The sequence below is a fragment of the Micromonospora sp. NPDC048169 genome, assembly GCF_040652815.1.
Lineage (GTDB): Bacteria > Actinomycetota > Actinomycetes > Mycobacteriales > Micromonosporaceae > Micromonospora.
The window spans coordinates 1-15972 of sequence record NZ_JBEZMS010000064.1 but is presented as its reverse complement, the minus strand read 5'-3'; the positions used below and the strand labels follow the sequence as shown (position 1 = coordinate 15972).

Genomic DNA, 15972 nt, shown 5'->3' with positions numbered 1-15972 from the left:
GTGGACACGTAGGCGTCGGCGAGTGAGCCGTGCGTGAACGCCACCACGTCATCCCGGCCGTCACCGTTGAAATCGGTCGGCGAACCACCGAAATACCGCGCGGCCGGCCCGCCACCGCCCTGGTTAACCAGTGAGAGGTAGTAGTTCCAGTTCCAGTTCGGCCCCGGGTCGGTGTGGTCGTTGCCCGGGATCTCGTTGTGCCCCTTGATTCCGGTCCGGTTCTTCGGGATGCCGTACTTGTCGCACAGGTAGCGCGTCAGCGCGGCCGAGGAACGGTACATCGCGTCGGTGAACCAGGCCGGGTTGTCCACGTACCCCTCGTGCTCGATGCCGACGCCGTACGCGTTGCCGGACCGGGCGTGGTACGCGGTGTCGCCCTCGCGGACCATCTGGGTGATCTCGCCGTTGCTGGACTTCACCACGTAGTGGGCGCTGACGCCGGACGACGGGTTCTGGAACCAGCTGACGGTGCCGGCGTACGAGCCCTGGGTGACGTGGAGGATCACGGTGGTGATCCGGCTGGACCGCCCGACGCCGTAGTTCGCGCCGTTCGCGGCGACCCACCGCGCCGCCGGGTACTCCGGCACGGCGGCGGCGAGCGTACGGGACGCCGTGCCGGCGGGCGGAACCGTGGCGTAGCGGCCGCGCTCCGGCTCGACCCGGTACGCCCGGACCGGCACGGCGCCCGGGATGCCCTGCTGCACCAGCTCGTAGATCCCGTCCGCGTACAGGCGGGCGGTGGCGTCGTCTGCCGCGCCGCCGTACCGCGCCACCACCGGATACCAGGCGGTGACCCGGTCCCGGTCCCGCGCGGTCAGCCCTTCGGCGTCGGCCAGTTCGCGCAGCACCGCCGCGCCGCCGCGGATGTTGGCGGGCGTGACGGTCTTCAGGCGCGCGACCGGCTCACCGGTCAACGCCGCCGCCCGTTCCAGGCTGCGCTGGGCGGGGTTGCTCACCAGGTGCATCACCCCGTAGCCGTTCGCCTGGCTCGGCTTGCCGCCGTGCCCGTCCAGGCGGGACTCGCCGTAGCCGACCGCCACCAGGACGTCCCGGGGCACGTCGTACTCCTGCGCCGCCCGCACGAAGGCGGTGTCCAGCGCGGTACGGCCCGGCGGCGTCGCGGACGCGGACGCGGGCTGCACCGCGACCGCGCCGGCGAGCGCCGCGGCCAGCAGGGCGACGCCGACGCGCCGCCGTCTCCGTCGTGTTCCGGCCACGGGGGCCTCCCATCCTGGCGTCACAGCGTCACCTCACCGGTGAGGCCGAAGTAGTCGTGCCACTTGCTGCTGGCACCGAACGTGGTGCCGGTGGACAGGGCGACGTAGACGTCGTTCGTGGCGCCCTTGGTGAAGACGATGAGGTCGTCCTTGCCGTCGCCGTTGGCGTCGCCCAGGTAGGGGAACTCGCCCGGCAGGCAGAAGAAGTCGTGCCATTTGATGGTGGTGCCGGTGAACGACGAACCGGTGGAGGTGGCGGCGTAGACGTCGGCGTCGGTGTTGCAGGTGAAGGTGACGATGTCGTCGCGTCCGTCACCGTTGATGTCGCCGACGCGGGGCTGCTCGGTGCCGACGGCGAACAGGTCGTGCCACTTCTGCGGCGCCCCGAAACCACTGCCCGTCGACAGGGCGACGATCACGTCCGCCGCCGACGCGGGGCCCTGGGTGAAGGTGATGATGTCATCGCGGCCGTCGCCGTTGACGTCCCCGAGCGCGGGGAACTCCCCGGCGATGGAGAAGTAGTCGTGCCACTTCACCGCCGTACCGGCGAACGACGAACCGGTCGACAACGCCACGTAGACGTCCGCCGTCGCGTCGTGCGTGAACGCGACGATGTCGTCGCGGCCGTCGCCGTTGACGTCGCCGACGGCGGCGATCTCCGCGCCGGGGGCGAACCAGTCGTGCCACCTGCCCGGCGACGTGAACGCCGACCCGTTCGACAGCGCCACGTACACGTCGCCGGTGTTGCCGTGCGCGAACGTGACGATGTCGTCGCGGCCGTCGCCGTTGACGTCGCCCGTCGACGCGGTCTCCCCGCCGATGGAGAAGAAGTCGTTCCACTTCACCGACGTCCCGGCGAAGCCGGTGCCGGTCGACGTGCTCGCGTACACGTCGGCGGTGGCGTTCTGGGTGAAGGTGAGGATGTCGTCGCGGCCGTCGCCGTTGACGTCCGTCGACGAGCCGCCGGCCATGCCGTGGGTACGCGCCGCCTGGTTGAGCAGCGTCCGCGCGGTCGCCGCCGCCTGGTCGTACCGGTCGGGGAAGCCTGACCGCTGGACGCACTGGGCGACCTGCCCGGCGGTGTGGCCGGGGTTGTTGCGGTCGCAGGTGATCGCGCGGGTGACGTACTGCGTGGTGGCGTAGACCGGGTCCATGATCTGCTCCAGGGTGCCCCAGCCGTAGTCCCAGCGCTGCTGGAACACGCCCAGGCTCGACTTGTCGCCGCAGGGCAGGTTGTTCATGTGGGACTCGACCCACCCCGCCTCGAAGGTGGAGAGCATGACCTTGTCGTCGACGTTGTACGACCGGGCCACCCGGTAGACGATCACGGTGACGGCGGGGTCGTGGGTGGCCGGGACGGACGGGCAGGCGAGCGTGCCGATCGGTACGGCGGCCGCCGGCGCGCCGACCGCGCCGGCCGCCGTGACGGTGCAGAGCGCGACAAGCAGCGCCAGCAGGTTTCGTCTCACCATGCTCCTCGGGGGTGTGGGCTGACCAGGCGGCGCCGGGCGAGAAATCGATTGCTGACGAGTCTCGTAGTCATCCACATCGATGTCAATAGCGCCGGCGGGCCCGGCCCACCCGGCCGGAAATCGATTGCTGGACGGGTATAGGATTCCGAGCGATCTCCCGCGGTGGCGGTCTCCCTCCGGTACGTCACCATCCGACGGGGGCCGGGTCGGAGCAGCCCGGGCGACGACGACGGGAGCGCGATGACGACCATCTACGACGTGGCGCGTCGCGCGGGAGTGTCACCGGCGACCGTCTCCCGCGTCCTCAACGGGCGCGCCTCGGTCGACCCGGAGATGGCCGCCCGGGTGCGGCAGGCCGCGCAGGACCTGGACTACCGCCCGAACGCCGTCGCGCGCAGCCTGCGCCGCAGCCGGACCAGTCTCTGGGCGGTCATCATCTCCGACATCGGGAACCCGTTCTTCACCTCGATGGTGCGCGGCGTCGAGGACGTCGCGCAGGAGGCCGGCTTCTCCGTCGTGCTCTGCAACGGCGACGAGGACCCGGAGAAGGAGGCCCGCTACGTGGCGGCGGCCCTGGCCGAGCGGATGGCCGGGGTGATCATCTCCTCGTCCGGGAAGCCCGCCCTGATCAGCCGCCTGGTGCAGGCGCGCATCCCGGTCGTGGCGATCGACCGACAACCGCGCGGCGTCGAGGTGGACACCGTGCTGGTGGACAACACCCACGGCGCCGAGCAGGCGACCGCCCACCTGGTGCACAGCGGTTACCGGCGGATCGCGTGCATCACCGGCCCGCGCCGGATCTCCACCGCCATGCAGCGGCTGCGGGGCTACCAGCGGGCCCTGAAGGCCAGCGGACGCCAGGCCACCGAGGACCTGATCCGGTACGCCGACTTCCGCGAGGAGGGCGGCTACCGCGCGATGGCCTCGCTGCTGGAGACCGCCGAGCCGCCGGACGCGGTGTTCGCGGCGAACAACCTGATGACGGTGGGCGCCGTCGAATGCCTCGTGGACAACGGCATCGGCGTACCCGACCCGTTCGGCATCGTCGGGTTCGACGACATCCCGTGGGCGCACCTGGTCCGGCCCTCGCTGAGCACCGTCGCACAGCCCACGTACGACCTGGGACGGACCGCCGCGACGCTGCTGGTCGAGCGGATCGCCGACCCGGCCAAGGTGCCCTCGACCGTGGTGCTCCACACCGAGCTGCGGGTCCGTGAGAGCTCGGCGCCGTCGGCCCGCCGGCGGGGCCGAGCCGCCGGCCGTACCCCGTCGCACGGCACTGCCGCCGGCTCGCTCAGATCGTGACCTCCCCGCACAGGTGCACCCGTACGCCCAGCTCGGCGAAGAGGGCGGCCTTGACCCGTAGCGCGCGGTCGGCGGTGTCGGCGTCGGGCCCGTAGACCACGTTGACGTGATTGGCCTTGTGCCGGGCCATCAACTGGTCGCGGCCCACGCCGTGCAGCACGGCGTGCATGATCGGCCACTGCGGTGTGGTGGCGTCCAGCCGCCGCCGGGTCTCCGCCTCGGGCAGCTCCACCACGGTGCCGCGCCCGAGGTCCACGTGCAGGCAGCCGTCCATCACGAACACCCGCGACCAGACGATCTCCCCCGGCTTCGACACGCCGCTGAGCGTGCCGCCGCCGAGCGGGAAGTACATCGGCGGCTGACGCATGCTGTACGACCTGTCGTAGCCGCCGTTGTGCGACGCGGGCACCGAACCGGAGATCTCGAAGACCCAGACGAAGTGCTCGCCGTACCGCTGTCCCCAGCGGATGTCGTGCAGCGTCGTCGCCGGGTCCAGGCCCATCGCGGTCCAGATCCGGTTGGTGACAAGCGAGTCCACAGCGACGCCCTCGTCGACCTCGTTGAAGTGCGGCAGCGCCGCGCCCGGGTACAGCTCCCGGGAGCCGTCCCGGCTGGTCACCGGGGGGCGTTCGACGTTGTTCAGCAGCCCTTCGGCCAGGTCGCTGGCCGGGACGGTGTCCTTGAGCCCCTGCTGGTACTGGATGCCGACCGCGTCCAGGCCGAAGTCGTCGGCGATGCGCAGCGCGGCGACGTACATCCGGCACTGGCTGAGCAGTTGGGCGTACGTCAGTTCGGTGGCCTCGTCGGTGCCGGTGTGGAACGTCATCCCGGCCGTCTCCAGCCAGGCGAGCACCGCCCGCGCCTCGGTGTCGGGCACCCGCGCCATCTCCGCCACGAGCGCGCTCTGCGAGAGGCGTTCCTTGAAGATGCCGATCGGGTTGAGCAGCTCGTCGTCGATGATGGCGTTGTACATGCCCATGCAGCCCTCGTCGAAGACTCCGATGACGGCCCGCTCGGAGACGAGCTGCCGGGCCAGCGCCACGCCGAGTTCGACCTCCTCGTCCGGCCGCAGCGCCGGCAGCGGGCGTACGTGGCTCTCGTCGTGCGTCACCTCGCCGGTCTCCAGCCACTTCTTCAGGCCGTCACGCGCCCACTCGTCGGTGAAGTCCTCACTCCACAGCGTCGAGTACCGCACGCCCGCCTTGGTGAGGCTGCCGGCGAGGTTGAGCAGGCCCACCAGCCCGGGGTACTGCCCGCTCCAGTTCGCCACCAGCAGGATCGGCCCGCGGTGGGCGCGCAGCCCGGCCAGCACGTGGTGGCTGTACTGCCAGACCGCCTCCACCACGATGAGCGGCACGTCGGCCGGGATGCTCCGGAAGACCTCGATCCCGGCGCGCTGGCTGTCGATGAAGCCGTGTCCTCTGACCGGGTCGACGTCGTGACCGCGCCGGACGTGCCAGCCGAGCGCGGTGACGGCGGCGGCGAGGTCGGCTTCGAGCTGCCGCTGGGTGGGCCAGCAGGTGACGTTCGCGCTCAGCCGCAGGTCGCCGCTGGCCACTGTGTAGACGGTGCGGGGCGGGGCGGCCGGACGCTCGACCGGCACGGGCAGTGTGTAACGGGTCACGGGGCGGCTCCCTCGACGGGCGGACGGTGGGCGGGACGGGACGCGGCCGCGTTCAGAGGCCACCGAGCTTCGCGTACGCCTCGGCGGCGTTCTCCCTGGTGATCCGCATGGTGCCCAGCGTGGTGGTACGCGGGACGTCCTCGGCGCAGTCGACGAGGATCTTCCGGGCCAGCTCGACCGCCTCCCGGCCGCCGGTGGCGTACTGGAACGTGGCGCCGAGCCGGCCCTGCTCGACGGCCTTGATCCCGCCGGAGGGCACCGGCAGCGCGTCGATTCCGGTGAACTTGATCCGCTGCACCATGCCCGCCGACTTCGCGGCGAGGTAGGCGCCCTCGGCCATCGGGTCGTTGTGCGCGTAGATCGCGGACACATCCGGGTGGGCCTTGATCAGCGCGTCCGCCACCGACTGTCCCTTCTCGCGCAGCCAGTCGCCGGGCTGGGAGGCGACGATCTGGATCTTCGGGTTGGCGGCGATGCCGTCGCGGAAGCCCTGCGCGCGCTCGGCGGCGGGGGTCGAGCCGGGCAGCCCGGCGATCTCGATCACCTTGCCGCCGTCGGGCAGCAGCGTCGTGGCGTAGAACTCGCCGGCCGCCTTGCCGATCGCCACGTTGTCGCCGCCGATGAACGCGGTGTACGCCTCCCCCTCGACCTTGCGGTCCAGCACGATCACCGGCACGCCCTGGTCGTACGCCTTCTTCACCACAGCGGTCAGCGGCTTGGCCTCGTTCGGCGAGATGATCAGCAGGTTGATCTTCTGGGTGAGGAAGTTCTCCACGTCGGCGACCTGCTTGCTGTTGTCCTGCGCGGCGTCGGAGACCACGACGCGGAAGCCGGGAACCGACTTCGCCGCCGTCTGCACGTCGTTGTTCATCACCTGCCGGTACGGCTCGGCGTTGTTGGCCTGGGACATGCCGATCAGGAAGTCCTTGCCGGCGCCGCAGGCGCGGGCCTGCCCGGCGTCGTCGGACGGTTTCTCGACGCTGCACCCCGTCGCCGCCAGCGCGCCGGTGACCAGCAGCGCGAGCAGTGTGGTTCGCTTGTCCATCGGTGGCTCCTCGGAGTCGGTTCGGTCAGGCGATGCCGCGGCGCAGCTTCTGCAACGCCGCCGCGAGCACGATCACCAGTCCTTTGATCAGCAGCTGGACGTTGGCGTCGATGTTGTTGAGCGCGAGGATGTTGTTGAGGATGCCGAGCAGCAGCGCGCCGGCCAGGGTGCCGCCCATCGAGCCGGAGCCGCCGGCCAGGCTGGTGCCGCCGATGACGACGGCGGCGATCGCATCCAGCTCGTATCCGGCGCCGTCGTTCGGGCTGCCCTGGTTGAGCTGTCCCGCGTGGACGACGCCGGCCACCGCCGCCAGGAGGCCGGCGACGGCGAACACGGCGACCTTGACCCGGGTCACGGGTACGCCCGAGAGCCGGGCCGCCTTCTCGTTGCCGCCGATCGCGTAGACGTGCCGGGCGAACGCTGTCGTCCGCAGCACCACGACAGCGGCCACCCCGATCAGGACGAACAGCACCGCCGGCACCGGGAGCACGCCGTTTATCGAGCCGTTCAGCAGTTCGAAGGCGGGCGGCGCCTCCTGGGGTCCGTCGCCGTAGGCGATCGGGATGCCGAGGCCGCCGGACCAGATCCGGGCGATGCCCCGGGCGACCTGGAGACCGGCCAGGGTGACGATGAACGACTGGATGCCGAGGCGGGCCACGGCGTATCCCTGGAGTGCGCCGAACAGCGCGCCGATCGCGAGCACCGCCGCGACGGCGGGCAGGATGCCCAGCCCGGAGTCGACCATGAGCGTCGCGGTGCCGACTGCCGACAGGCCGAGGATCGCCCCGACCGACAGGTCGATGCCGCCGAGCAGGATGACGAATGTCATTCCGATCGCGATGATGCCGATCTCCGACACCGCGCGGACGATGTTCCCCAGGTTGCCGGCGGTGAGGAAGAGGATCTCGCCGTCGCGGCGCGGTGAGGCGAGGATCGCCACGACGAAGACCACGAGCAGCGCGAAGAGGCTCTGCACCGCGAAGAGCCGGTCGGCGAGTTCCCGGCGGCTGCGCGGGCGGCGCAGCCAGCGGGCGGTGGCGCCGCGCAGCCCGACCGTACCGGCGGCGGGCGGCGCCTCGGTCACGGCCGGCTCGGGCGGCGGCACGCGGGTGTCGGTCATCTGTCGTCCCTTCCGCCGGCCGGGCCGCCCATCGCCGCCGCGAGGATGTCCTCGCCGGTGCAGCCGTCGGTGGCGAGGTCGGCCACGGCACGGCCGCGGCGCAGCACCACCACCCGGTCGCAGACGCCGAGCAGCTCGGGCAGTTCCGAGGAGGCGAGCAGGATGCCCATGCCGTCGTCGGCGAGCCGGCGCAGCAGCCGGTAGATCTCCGCCTTCGCCCCGATGTCGACGCCGCGGGTCGGCTCGTCCAACAGGAGCAGCCGCGGCTCGGTGAGCAGGTGCCGGGCGAAGACCACCTTTTGCTGGTTGCCGCCGGAGAGCGCGCCGACCGGCGTGGCCGCCGACGCCGTCTTGATCGCCAGGCCGGTGACCGACCGCGCGACGGCGGCCCGTTCCCGGCGTCGGCTGACGATCCCGGCCGAGGTCAGCCTGGACAGCGCGGCCAGCACGATGCTCCGGCCGACCGGGTGTTCCAGGACGAGCGCGGAACGGCGCCGGTCCTCGGGGACGAAGCCGACGCCGGCACGCAGCGCCGCGCGGGGACGGCGCGGCGCGTACGGGCGGCCGGCCAGCAGGACCGTGCCGGTGCGGCGGCCGGCGGGCCCGGCGCCGAAGAGGGTCTCCAGCAGTTCGGTACGGCCGGCGCCCATCAGTCCGGCCAGGCCGACGATCTCGCCTGCGCGCACGGTCAGGCTGACGCCGTCCGGCTCGCAGCGGCCGGGCCGGGGCGCCCGGGGCCGCACGGCCAGGTCGGTGACGCGCAACAGCGGACCGGCACCGGTCCCGGCCGTCTCGCGGCGCGGAGCGGACGTGCCGGCCACGTCCGCCGTTTCGGGATGCGGAGCGGGACTGCCGGCCGGGTCCGCCGGCTCGGGATGCGGAGCGGGACTGCCGGCGGCGTCCGCCGGCTCGGGATGCGGGCCGGGGCTGCCGGCCGGGGCGGGCTTGAACAGCGACGCGGCCCGGCCGCCGACCATCATCGCCACGATCCGCCGCCGGTCCATCCGGCCGGCCGGCACGACACCGGCGACCGAACCGTTGCGCAGCACCGTCGCGCGGTCCGCGACGACCTCGATCTCCTCCATCCGGTGGGAGATGTAGACGACACCGACGCCCCGCCGGCGCAGGCCGTCGACGGTGGTGAACAGCCGCCGCACCTCCCCGTCGGCGAGCGCGGCCGTCGGCTCGTCCATGACGAGCACGCGGGCGTCCAGGGCGAGCGCCTTGGCGATCTCGACGAGCTGCTGCTCCCCCACCCGCAGCGAGCCCACCGGGCGGCGCGGGTCGATGTCGGCGCCGAGCCGGTCCAGGTGCTCCCGCGCGGTACGCGCCGCGGCCCGCCGGTCGACTGTGCGCAGCCGGGTCCGGGGCTCCCGCCCGAGCACCAGGTTGTCGGCCACCGACAGCGCGGGCACCAGGTCGAGTTCCTGGTGGATGGTCGCGATGCCGGCGGCCTGGGCGGCGGCCGGGCCGGTGAACCGTACCGGCGTCCCGTCGACTGTGACCTCTCCGTCGTAGTCGGTGATGACGCCGGAGAGAATGTTGATCAGGGTGGACTTGCCCGCGCCGTTCTCGCCCAGCAGCGCGTGCACCTCACCGGCGCGCACGTCGAAGTCGACGCCGTGGAGGGCAGTCACGCCGCCGAACCGCTTGGCCACGCCGGTCGTAGCGACCACCACCCGGCCGCTCGGGCCGGGCGCGTCGCGGGTGTCCACGCCGGTCACGGGATCGCGTTTGTCGCGGCGTGCGCGGCGTCGGCGAACGGCACGTCCCGCCGGACCCCGCTCGCGGTCAGGCGCCAGGTGCCGCCCGCGTACTGGCCGGGCGCCCAGGACAGGCCGCCGGCGCGCCACAGCGGTTGCCAGGCGGCCATCGCGTGGCCGGCGTCGTACCAGGTGTTGTCGCCGCGCCAGGCCGACCCCCACCGGTGCGACGCGACCACCGAGAGCCCGTCGCCGGTGCTCATCGTCCAGCGGGGCATGCCGGTGACGTCACCCGTCGGCCGCGCCTCCACCGCCGGGTCGCCGACCAGCGGGGACGCGCCGTCGATGTTGAACGCCACCTCCCACACCGCTGCGGTCGGCCACCCGTTCACCGACCAGGTGACGTCGCTCTGCAACCCGGGGCCGGTCCACCGGGGCGTCACGGTGAGCAGCCAGTCGGCGGTGACCGGCTCGTCGCCGAACGGGATGCCGACCAGGTTGATCCGGGAGCCGTCGGCCGACACGTCGACCCGGGCCGGGGCGCCGGCCCGGTCGGTCACGTCGAACCGGCCGACGGCGAGGTACGGGCCGGTTCCCCGGTGCGACGAGTCGAGCGCGGGACGGTGGTTGCCGGCGCCGGCCGGGTCCACCGCCAGCTCGGCGATCCGGGCGCTGGGCCAGGTGCGCACGTCGGCGCGGAGGAAACCGGTGGTCACCGTCCAGCCGCGCGCCACCACGCCGGTCGACCAGGTCAGCGGCGCCAGCCAGAGCCCGCCCTGACCCCAGCCGGCGTGGGTCAGGTACCAGTTGGAGCCGTCCACCACGACCTCGGCGGCGTGCGCGTCCAGCACCGTCACCTTCTCCGCGCCGTCGAAGCGCAGCGGGTCGCGGCTGCGGTAGACGGCCGTCCGCCGGTACGCGGCGCCGTAGTCGGTGCCGTCGCAGCAGACGAAGAGGTACCACCAATCTCCTCGGCGCACCACGAACGGCGACTCCGTCTGCCCGCCCGCCTGCCCGGTGTGCGGCGACGTGTACGCGATCGCGCGGCCGCTCCACGAACGCAGGTCGGTGCTGGTCCGGTACGCCACGACGTGGTTGCCGCCGGACGGGCTCGACGTGGCCGTGTAGTACATGACCCAGCGGTCGCCGACCCGGGTCACCATCGGGTCGCGGCCCTCCCACCCGTCGGTGAACAGCGGGTTGGCGGAGCTGCGGGTCCAGGTGAACAGGTCGGTCGAGGTGGCCAGGTGCATGCGGTACCGGGCGTAGTCCGGGTTCCCGGCCGCGTAGAACATGTAGTAGACGCCGTCGTGGTGGACGACGTGCGGGGCCCAGATCCACTGCTCCCCGGCCCCGGGGTCGGCGGCCAGCGCCACCGGCCGTTTCGTCCACGGGCCGCTCGGGGTGGGCGCGGTGGCGTGCCCGAAGACCTTCTCGTCCTGCGGCGCGCCGGGTTCGGCGTGGGTGATGCCGAACAGGTGCCACACACCGGTCTGCTGGTGCCGTACCAGCGTGTGGTCGTTGTAGTACCAGGTCGTCGACTCCCCCGCGCTCGGGTCGTAGACGCGGGTGGACGCGCCCCGCGCCGGCGTCTCGCCGAGCGTCTCGTACGGCGTCGTGGTGACCGCCGCGAGCGGGCCGACGCGGCGCAGCGTCACCGTGTCGAGCCCGGCGAAGAAGCCGGTGGAGGACGCGGACCGGCCGGTCACCGTGACGGTGAGGCGGTGCGTGCCGGCCGCCAGCGACGCCGAGCCCAGCGGTACCGCGCCGGAGCGCTGCACCGCGCCCGCGTACCCGTCGAAGAGCTGGCCCACCGCGACCCCGTCGACGGCGAAGCGCAGCGTGCCGTAGTCGCCGGCCCGGGTGAGCACCGCGCCGAGGTCGTACTGCCCGGCCGGCACCGACGGCAGCGTGAGCGTCACCGAGTCACCGGCGCGGGCGCCCCGGAACCACAGTTGCCGTCCGCCGGACCAGCTCACCCCGCAGCAGTCGGCCTGCGCGCCGACCGGCGCGGTGGCGGAGACGACGGCGAGCGACTCGGCTTCGAACCGGACCGGGTCGTCGGCCGGTGCCGGACCGGCCGGGACGGCGGCCAGGGCCGCCCCGAGCAGGAGCGCCGCGAGGACACGTCGGGCGCGCATCACGACACGCTCGGGCGGGGCAGGTCGGCGCCGGGGGCGAACTGGTCGTGCCAGCGGCTCCCCGGTGGGCCGAATCCTCCGCCGGTGGAGAGCGAGACGAACACGTCAGCGGTCAGGCCCCTGGTGAACGTGACCACGTCGGCCCGCCCGTCACCGTTGAAGTCCCCCACGCCGGGCAGCTCGTCGCCGAAGGCGAAGTGGTCGTGCCACTTCCAGGAGTGCTGCACGAAGCGGCCGCCGTCGGAGAGCGACACGAACACGTCGCCGGTCGTACCCCTGGTGAACGTCACGATGTCGTCCCGGCCGTCACCGTCCACGTCGCCCACCGCCGGCAGCTCGTTGCCGACGGCGAAGCTGTCGTGCCACTTCCAGCCGTCCTCCACGAAGCGGGTGCCGTCGGAGAGCGACACGAACACGTCGCCGGTCGTACCCCTGGTGAACGTCACGATGTCGTCCCGGCCGTCGCCGTCCACGTCGCCCACCGCCGGGAACTCGTCGCCGAGCGCGAAGTGGTCGTGCCACTTCACACCGGGCCCGAAGCCGGAGCCGGTGGAGAGCGCCACGTAGACGTCGGCGGCGGCGCCGCGGGTGAACGTGACGATGTCGGCACGGCCGTCGCCGTTGACGTCGCCGACCGCCGGGATCTCGGCGCCGACGGCGAAGAAGTCGTGCCACTTGACCCCGGCGGCGTACCCGGCGCCGGTGGAGAGCCCGACGTAGACGTCCGCGCTGTCGCCACGGGTGAACGTGATGACGTCCGCGCGGCCGTCGCCGTTGACGTCGCCGGTGAGCGGCACCTCCGCCCCGACCGCGAAGAAGTCGTTCCAGGGCCGGCTGTCCGGCACGAAACGGGTGCCGTCGGAGAGCGAGGTGAACACGTCGGCGGCGGCGCCGCGGGTGAAGTCGACGGCGTCGTCGCGGCGGTCGCCGTCGGCGTCGCTGGTGTTTCGGGTACGGGTGGTGGCCGACACCTCGGCCGAGGGCGCGGCGGTGTTGCCCGACCCGTCGACCGTTACGACCCGGTAGTAGCGGGTCTGCGCGGCGGGCAGCGGACCGTGCCGGAACGTGGTGGCACGCGTCGTGCCGACCAGGTTGGCGGCGGTGATCACCACCCCGGGGCTTCGGGACGCGTAGACGCGGTAGGAGACCACGCCGACGTCGTCGGCGGAGGGGGACCAGGTCAGGCCCAGCGCGTGCACGCGCCCGCCGGTCAGGGCGAGACCGGCGACCGGGGCCGGGGCGACGGTGTCGGTGAACGGCGCCACCATGCTGTCGGCCAGGTACCGGGAGGCGGTCCAGGCGGGTGCGCCGCTCGCCGGGGTGAGCTGGACGGTCACCGCCGACCGGCCCGCCGTCAGCGCCGCCGGCAGCACGAACTCGTCGGCCAGCCAGCGCTGCCTGTCGTTGCCCAGCGGCTGGAGCCACACCCCGGCCGGTGTGCCGTCCACCGACACGGCCGCCTGCTGGAAGCCGCCGGCCTGGTCGCCGTGGCGGCGCAGCCGTACCCCCTGGTTGGCCGGGTCGATCGCCAGCCGGAAGCGGACCGGGGCGGTCGTCGCGCGGACCTGGCCGGTCTGCGGGACGTTGTCGTCGTCGCCCTCGAACGCGGCGGTGAGCGCGGTCTGGGTCGCCCCGGAGTCGGTGTACGCGTGCGCGGCGCGGCTGGCGGCGTCGCCGGTGACGACGGTGTCGGTCCGGCGCGTGGTGACGGTGCGCTGGGTGTAGAGGAACGCGGTCGAGGCGTACTCGGCGGGCATGTCGTTGGCCGGTCCGTGCTCGATGCCGAAGCGCAGCGCGGTGCCGTAGGCCACCGCGTCGCCGATCATCAGCCGGTAGGCGGCGTCGCACTCGTCGGCGCATCCGCCGCCGCGGACCAGGTGCGCGGTGTTGCCGGTGAAGACGCCGCTGTACTCGCCGCGGTTGAAGTACCAGCCCGACTCGTAGAAGTCCTCGGTGCCGGTGCCGTAGATCTGCGGCGTGGGCGAACCGTCCACGTACACCCGCTCGTCGCCCTCCAGGTAGTTGCGGGTGTTGCCGCCGATGATGTGGCCGCGCATGGTCTGCGAGACGCCCACGAACCGGCCCCGGCCGGACTGGTCGGCGATGATCCAGTCGGCGCCGCCGACCGTCTCCGCGCGGCGTGACTGGGTGTTGAAGTAGCCGGCGCTGCCGTCGGCGGCGAGCCGGGACGTCCACTCGGCGCCGGGCGCCGACGTCACCTCGACCTCGACGCCGCTGACTGTGGCGCCTGTCGTGTTGACGAGCGTCACGGCGGCGGCGGTGCGGAACGGCATCGGCCACCAGGCGCTGTACCAGCCGCCGGGCGCGGAGTCCATGGCGAACATCAGCGACCGGACGGTGCGCTCGCCCAGCCCGGCGCCGAAGAACTCCCCGACCGGGCTGTCCACCGTGGCGCGCCCGTCGAACGTCATCCGCAGCCGCAGCCCGGCGAGCGTCGGCGCGCCCGCCGCGGCGTCCGGTACGCGCAGCCGCAGCGCGGTGATCGCCCGCGGCCCGGTCAGCGCGGCCAGCGACACCTGGCCCTGCGCCGGGGCGGTGACGGTGGCTCGGGTGGTGGCGGCGCCGGCCTGGGCGGGCTTCGGGTCGCGGGTGCCGGCGGCGCGCAGCAGCGTGACCACGTCGGTGGCCGGGTCGGCCGGGTCGAACCGGGACACCCCTGCCGCGTCGGCGAAGGTGCGGTAGGCCACGTGGTGGAACAGCGGGTTGTTCTGGGTGGTGATCCGCATGGACTCCCGGTAGGGCATCGGCACCTTGACGGTGACGCCGCCGGACGTCTGGTCGGCGTTGCTGACGAGCGGCGCGACGAACGGGCTGCCGAGCCGCCCGTCGACCAGGTCCTGGAGGTCGGCCTGGACGACCACGACGCCGTCGAGTTCGACGCGGATCCAGCCGGTGGCGCGGACGTTGCCGTCGTCGCGGGTGAACCAGATCGACTGCACCTCGCCCGGGCCGCGCGCCTCGGCGATCACGCAGCCGCCGCTCTGGCGCAGGCACGACCAGGTGCCGACGAAGCCGTCGTCGTTGGAACCGTCGCGGCCGAAGCTGGAGAACTGGTGGGTACGGCTGCCGGCGGCCAGCTCCGGCAGGCGGTCGAGCCGCCGGTAGGCGTCCCAGCCGATCGGGCCCTTGTCGTCCGCGACGGCGAGAGCGGTAGCGGGCGCCGACGTGGCGGTCGGAGCGGCGGACGAGGCCGCGGGCACGGCCACGGCCAGCAGCGCGACTGCTGCGGCGCCGGCCCAACGGCTGAAGCGGAGCCTCATCGGTGTCCCTTCCGAGCGCCGTGAGATCAGCGAGAAATCGATTGCTGGCGAGTTAACTTCCCGACTTCCACGGTTGTCAATACCTTGCGCCCGGCTTTCCCTCCGGGGCAGGAATCTTCACGGCACGCCGGCCCCTGACCCGCCCAGCCAGGCCCGGCGGAACCGGCACTGAAGGAAGTTTTCCTCCGACACGAACCACCCCGGCGGGTATTGACAGGTTCCGAAGTCTGCGGTTTCACTTCTCCTCAGCGCCACCGTCCCGCCGATCGGGACGCCAGCCGCCCCTCCTCCGACGCGAACTGTCAGGGCCCGCCCGTCGGCGACACCGGCCCCTGGCCTGACGCGCCCAGGCGCCGCTCTGCCAGTGCATCCCCTCCGATGAGGAGTTTCCGCATGCCCAGCTTCCCGACACGTGCCGCCCGGCGCGCCCTCGTCGCGCTGCTCACACTGGCCGCGGCCACCCTCACCGCGGTCGTGGTCACCCCGTCACCGGCGCTGGCCGCGCCGAACTTCAAGGCGCCGTTCCCGTGCGGGCAGCGGTGGACGTACAGCCACCACAGCGCCGAGGTGCGGCAGGCGCTGGACTTCGTCCGGGCCGACGGCGGCGTCACCGGCGGTACGCCCCAGGTGGCGTCCGCCGCCGGAGTCGCCCGCCGCTACTCGCAGCCCAGCGGCGCCGGCAACTACATCGTCATCGACCACGGCGGCGGGTGGACCACCTACTACTTCCATCTCAGCGCCTATTCGGTGCCCGACGGCGCCTACGTGCAGCAGGGGCAGCAGATCGGGATCACCGGCAGCACCGGCAACTCCTCCGGGGCGCACGTGCACTACGAGCAGCTCTACAACGGCGTCGGCCAGGTCATCTCGATAAACGGCGTCTCGCTCGCGCCGTATCCCGGCCAGTACAACCAGAGGTTCCTGGTCAGCGACAACTGCGGTACGCCACCGCCGCCGCCCGCGCCCCGATATTTCGGTGGTTCGCCGACCGATTTCAACGGTGACGGCCGGGATGACGTGGTGGCGTTCACGCACGGCTCACTCGCCGACGCCTACGTGTCCAC

10 protein-coding genes are annotated in these 15972 nt (G+C 72.8%); 2 read left to right on the top strand and 8 right to left on the bottom strand.

Annotated features, from left to right (window positions below):
* The coding region (locus AB0D28_RS29065; protein ID WP_357390995.1) for an N-acetylmuramoyl-L-alanine amidase at positions 1–1217 on the bottom strand (1217 nt) is incomplete at its 3' end.
* A gap of 20 nt (positions 1218–1237) precedes the next feature.
* Positions 1238–2689 (bottom strand): VCBS repeat-containing protein, encoded by a 1452-nt coding sequence (locus AB0D28_RS29060; RefSeq protein ID WP_357390993.1) that lies wholly within the window; start codon positions 2687–2689, stop codon positions 1238–1240.
* 240 nt (positions 2690–2929) lie between these two features.
* Here AB0D28_RS29060 and AB0D28_RS29055 point away from each other — a divergent pair, with 240 nt between their 5' ends.
* A complete protein-coding gene (locus AB0D28_RS29055; protein WP_357390991.1) occupies positions 2930–3994 on the top strand; it encodes a LacI family DNA-binding transcriptional regulator in 1065 nt (354 codons plus the stop codon).
* On the opposite strand, the gene AB0D28_RS29050 is transcribed toward AB0D28_RS29055, so the two are convergent.
* From AB0D28_RS29050 to AB0D28_RS29025, 6 genes are read right to left on the bottom strand one after another with little or no spacing between them, the layout of a single operon-like run.
* Positions 3984–5618: a fucose isomerase gene (locus tag AB0D28_RS29050; protein WP_357390989.1), complete on the bottom strand. Its 1635-nt coding sequence runs from the start codon at positions 5616–5618 to the stop codon at positions 3984–3986. The genes AB0D28_RS29055 and AB0D28_RS29050 overlap by 11 nt on opposite strands.
* 52 nt (positions 5619–5670) lie before the next feature.
* The gene (locus AB0D28_RS29045; protein ID WP_357390987.1) at positions 5671–6663 is read right to left on the bottom strand and encodes a substrate-binding domain-containing protein; all 993 of its coding nucleotides are present in this window, start codon (positions 6661–6663) and stop codon (positions 5671–5673) included.
* 25 nt (positions 6664–6688) lie between these two features.
* Positions 6689–7783 (bottom strand): ABC transporter permease, encoded by a 1095-nt coding sequence (locus tag AB0D28_RS29040; protein WP_357390985.1) that lies wholly within the window; start codon positions 7781–7783, stop codon positions 6689–6691.
* Positions 7780–9507 (bottom strand): ATP-binding cassette domain-containing protein, encoded by a 1728-nt coding sequence (locus AB0D28_RS29035; protein ID WP_357390983.1) that lies wholly within the window; start codon positions 9505–9507, stop codon positions 7780–7782. Before AB0D28_RS29035 ends, AB0D28_RS29040 begins: the two co-directional genes overlap by 4 nt.
* Positions 9504–11627 carry a family 43 glycosylhydrolase gene (locus AB0D28_RS29030; RefSeq protein ID WP_357390981.1) on the bottom strand — a complete coding sequence of 708 codons (2124 nt, stop codon included), beginning with the start codon at positions 11625–11627 and terminating at the stop codon, positions 9504–9506. Before AB0D28_RS29030 ends, AB0D28_RS29035 begins: the two co-directional genes overlap by 4 nt.
* Positions 11627–14908, bottom strand: coding sequence for a DUF2961 domain-containing protein (locus AB0D28_RS29025; RefSeq protein WP_357390979.1), 3282 nt, complete (start codon positions 14906–14908; stop codon positions 11627–11629). Before AB0D28_RS29025 ends, AB0D28_RS29030 begins: the two co-directional genes overlap by 1 nt.
* A 393-nt stretch (positions 14909–15301) precedes the next feature.
* On the opposite strand from AB0D28_RS29025, the gene AB0D28_RS29020 reads away from it, so the two are divergent.
* Positions 15302–15972 (top strand): M23 family metallopeptidase (locus AB0D28_RS29020; RefSeq protein ID WP_357390977.1); only part of this gene is annotated, 671 nt, incomplete at its 3' end.

Excerpts from the sequence above, each read along its gene's own strand:
- AB0D28_RS29060 (WP_357390993.1), bottom strand. The coding sequence starts at position 2,689 with ATGGTGAGACGAAACCTGCTGGCGCTGCTTGTCGCGCTCTGCACCGTC.
- AB0D28_RS29040 (WP_357390985.1), bottom strand. The coding sequence starts at position 7,783 with ATGACCGACACCCGCGTGCCGCCGCCCGAGCCGGCCGTGACCGAGGCG.
- AB0D28_RS29045 (WP_357390987.1), bottom strand. The coding sequence starts at position 6,663 with ATGGACAAGCGAACCACACTGCTCGCGCTGCTGGTCACCGGCGCGCTG.
- AB0D28_RS29030 (WP_357390981.1), bottom strand. The coding sequence starts at position 11,627 with ATGCGCGCCCGACGTGTCCTCGCGGCGCTCCTGCTCGGGGCGGCCCTG.
- AB0D28_RS29025 (WP_357390979.1), bottom strand. The coding sequence starts at position 14,908 with ATGAGGCTCCGCTTCAGCCGTTGGGCCGGCGCCGCAGCAGTCGCGCTG.
- AB0D28_RS29055 (WP_357390991.1), top strand. The coding sequence starts at position 2,930 with ATGACGACCATCTACGACGTGGCGCGTCGCGCGGGAGTGTCACCGGCG.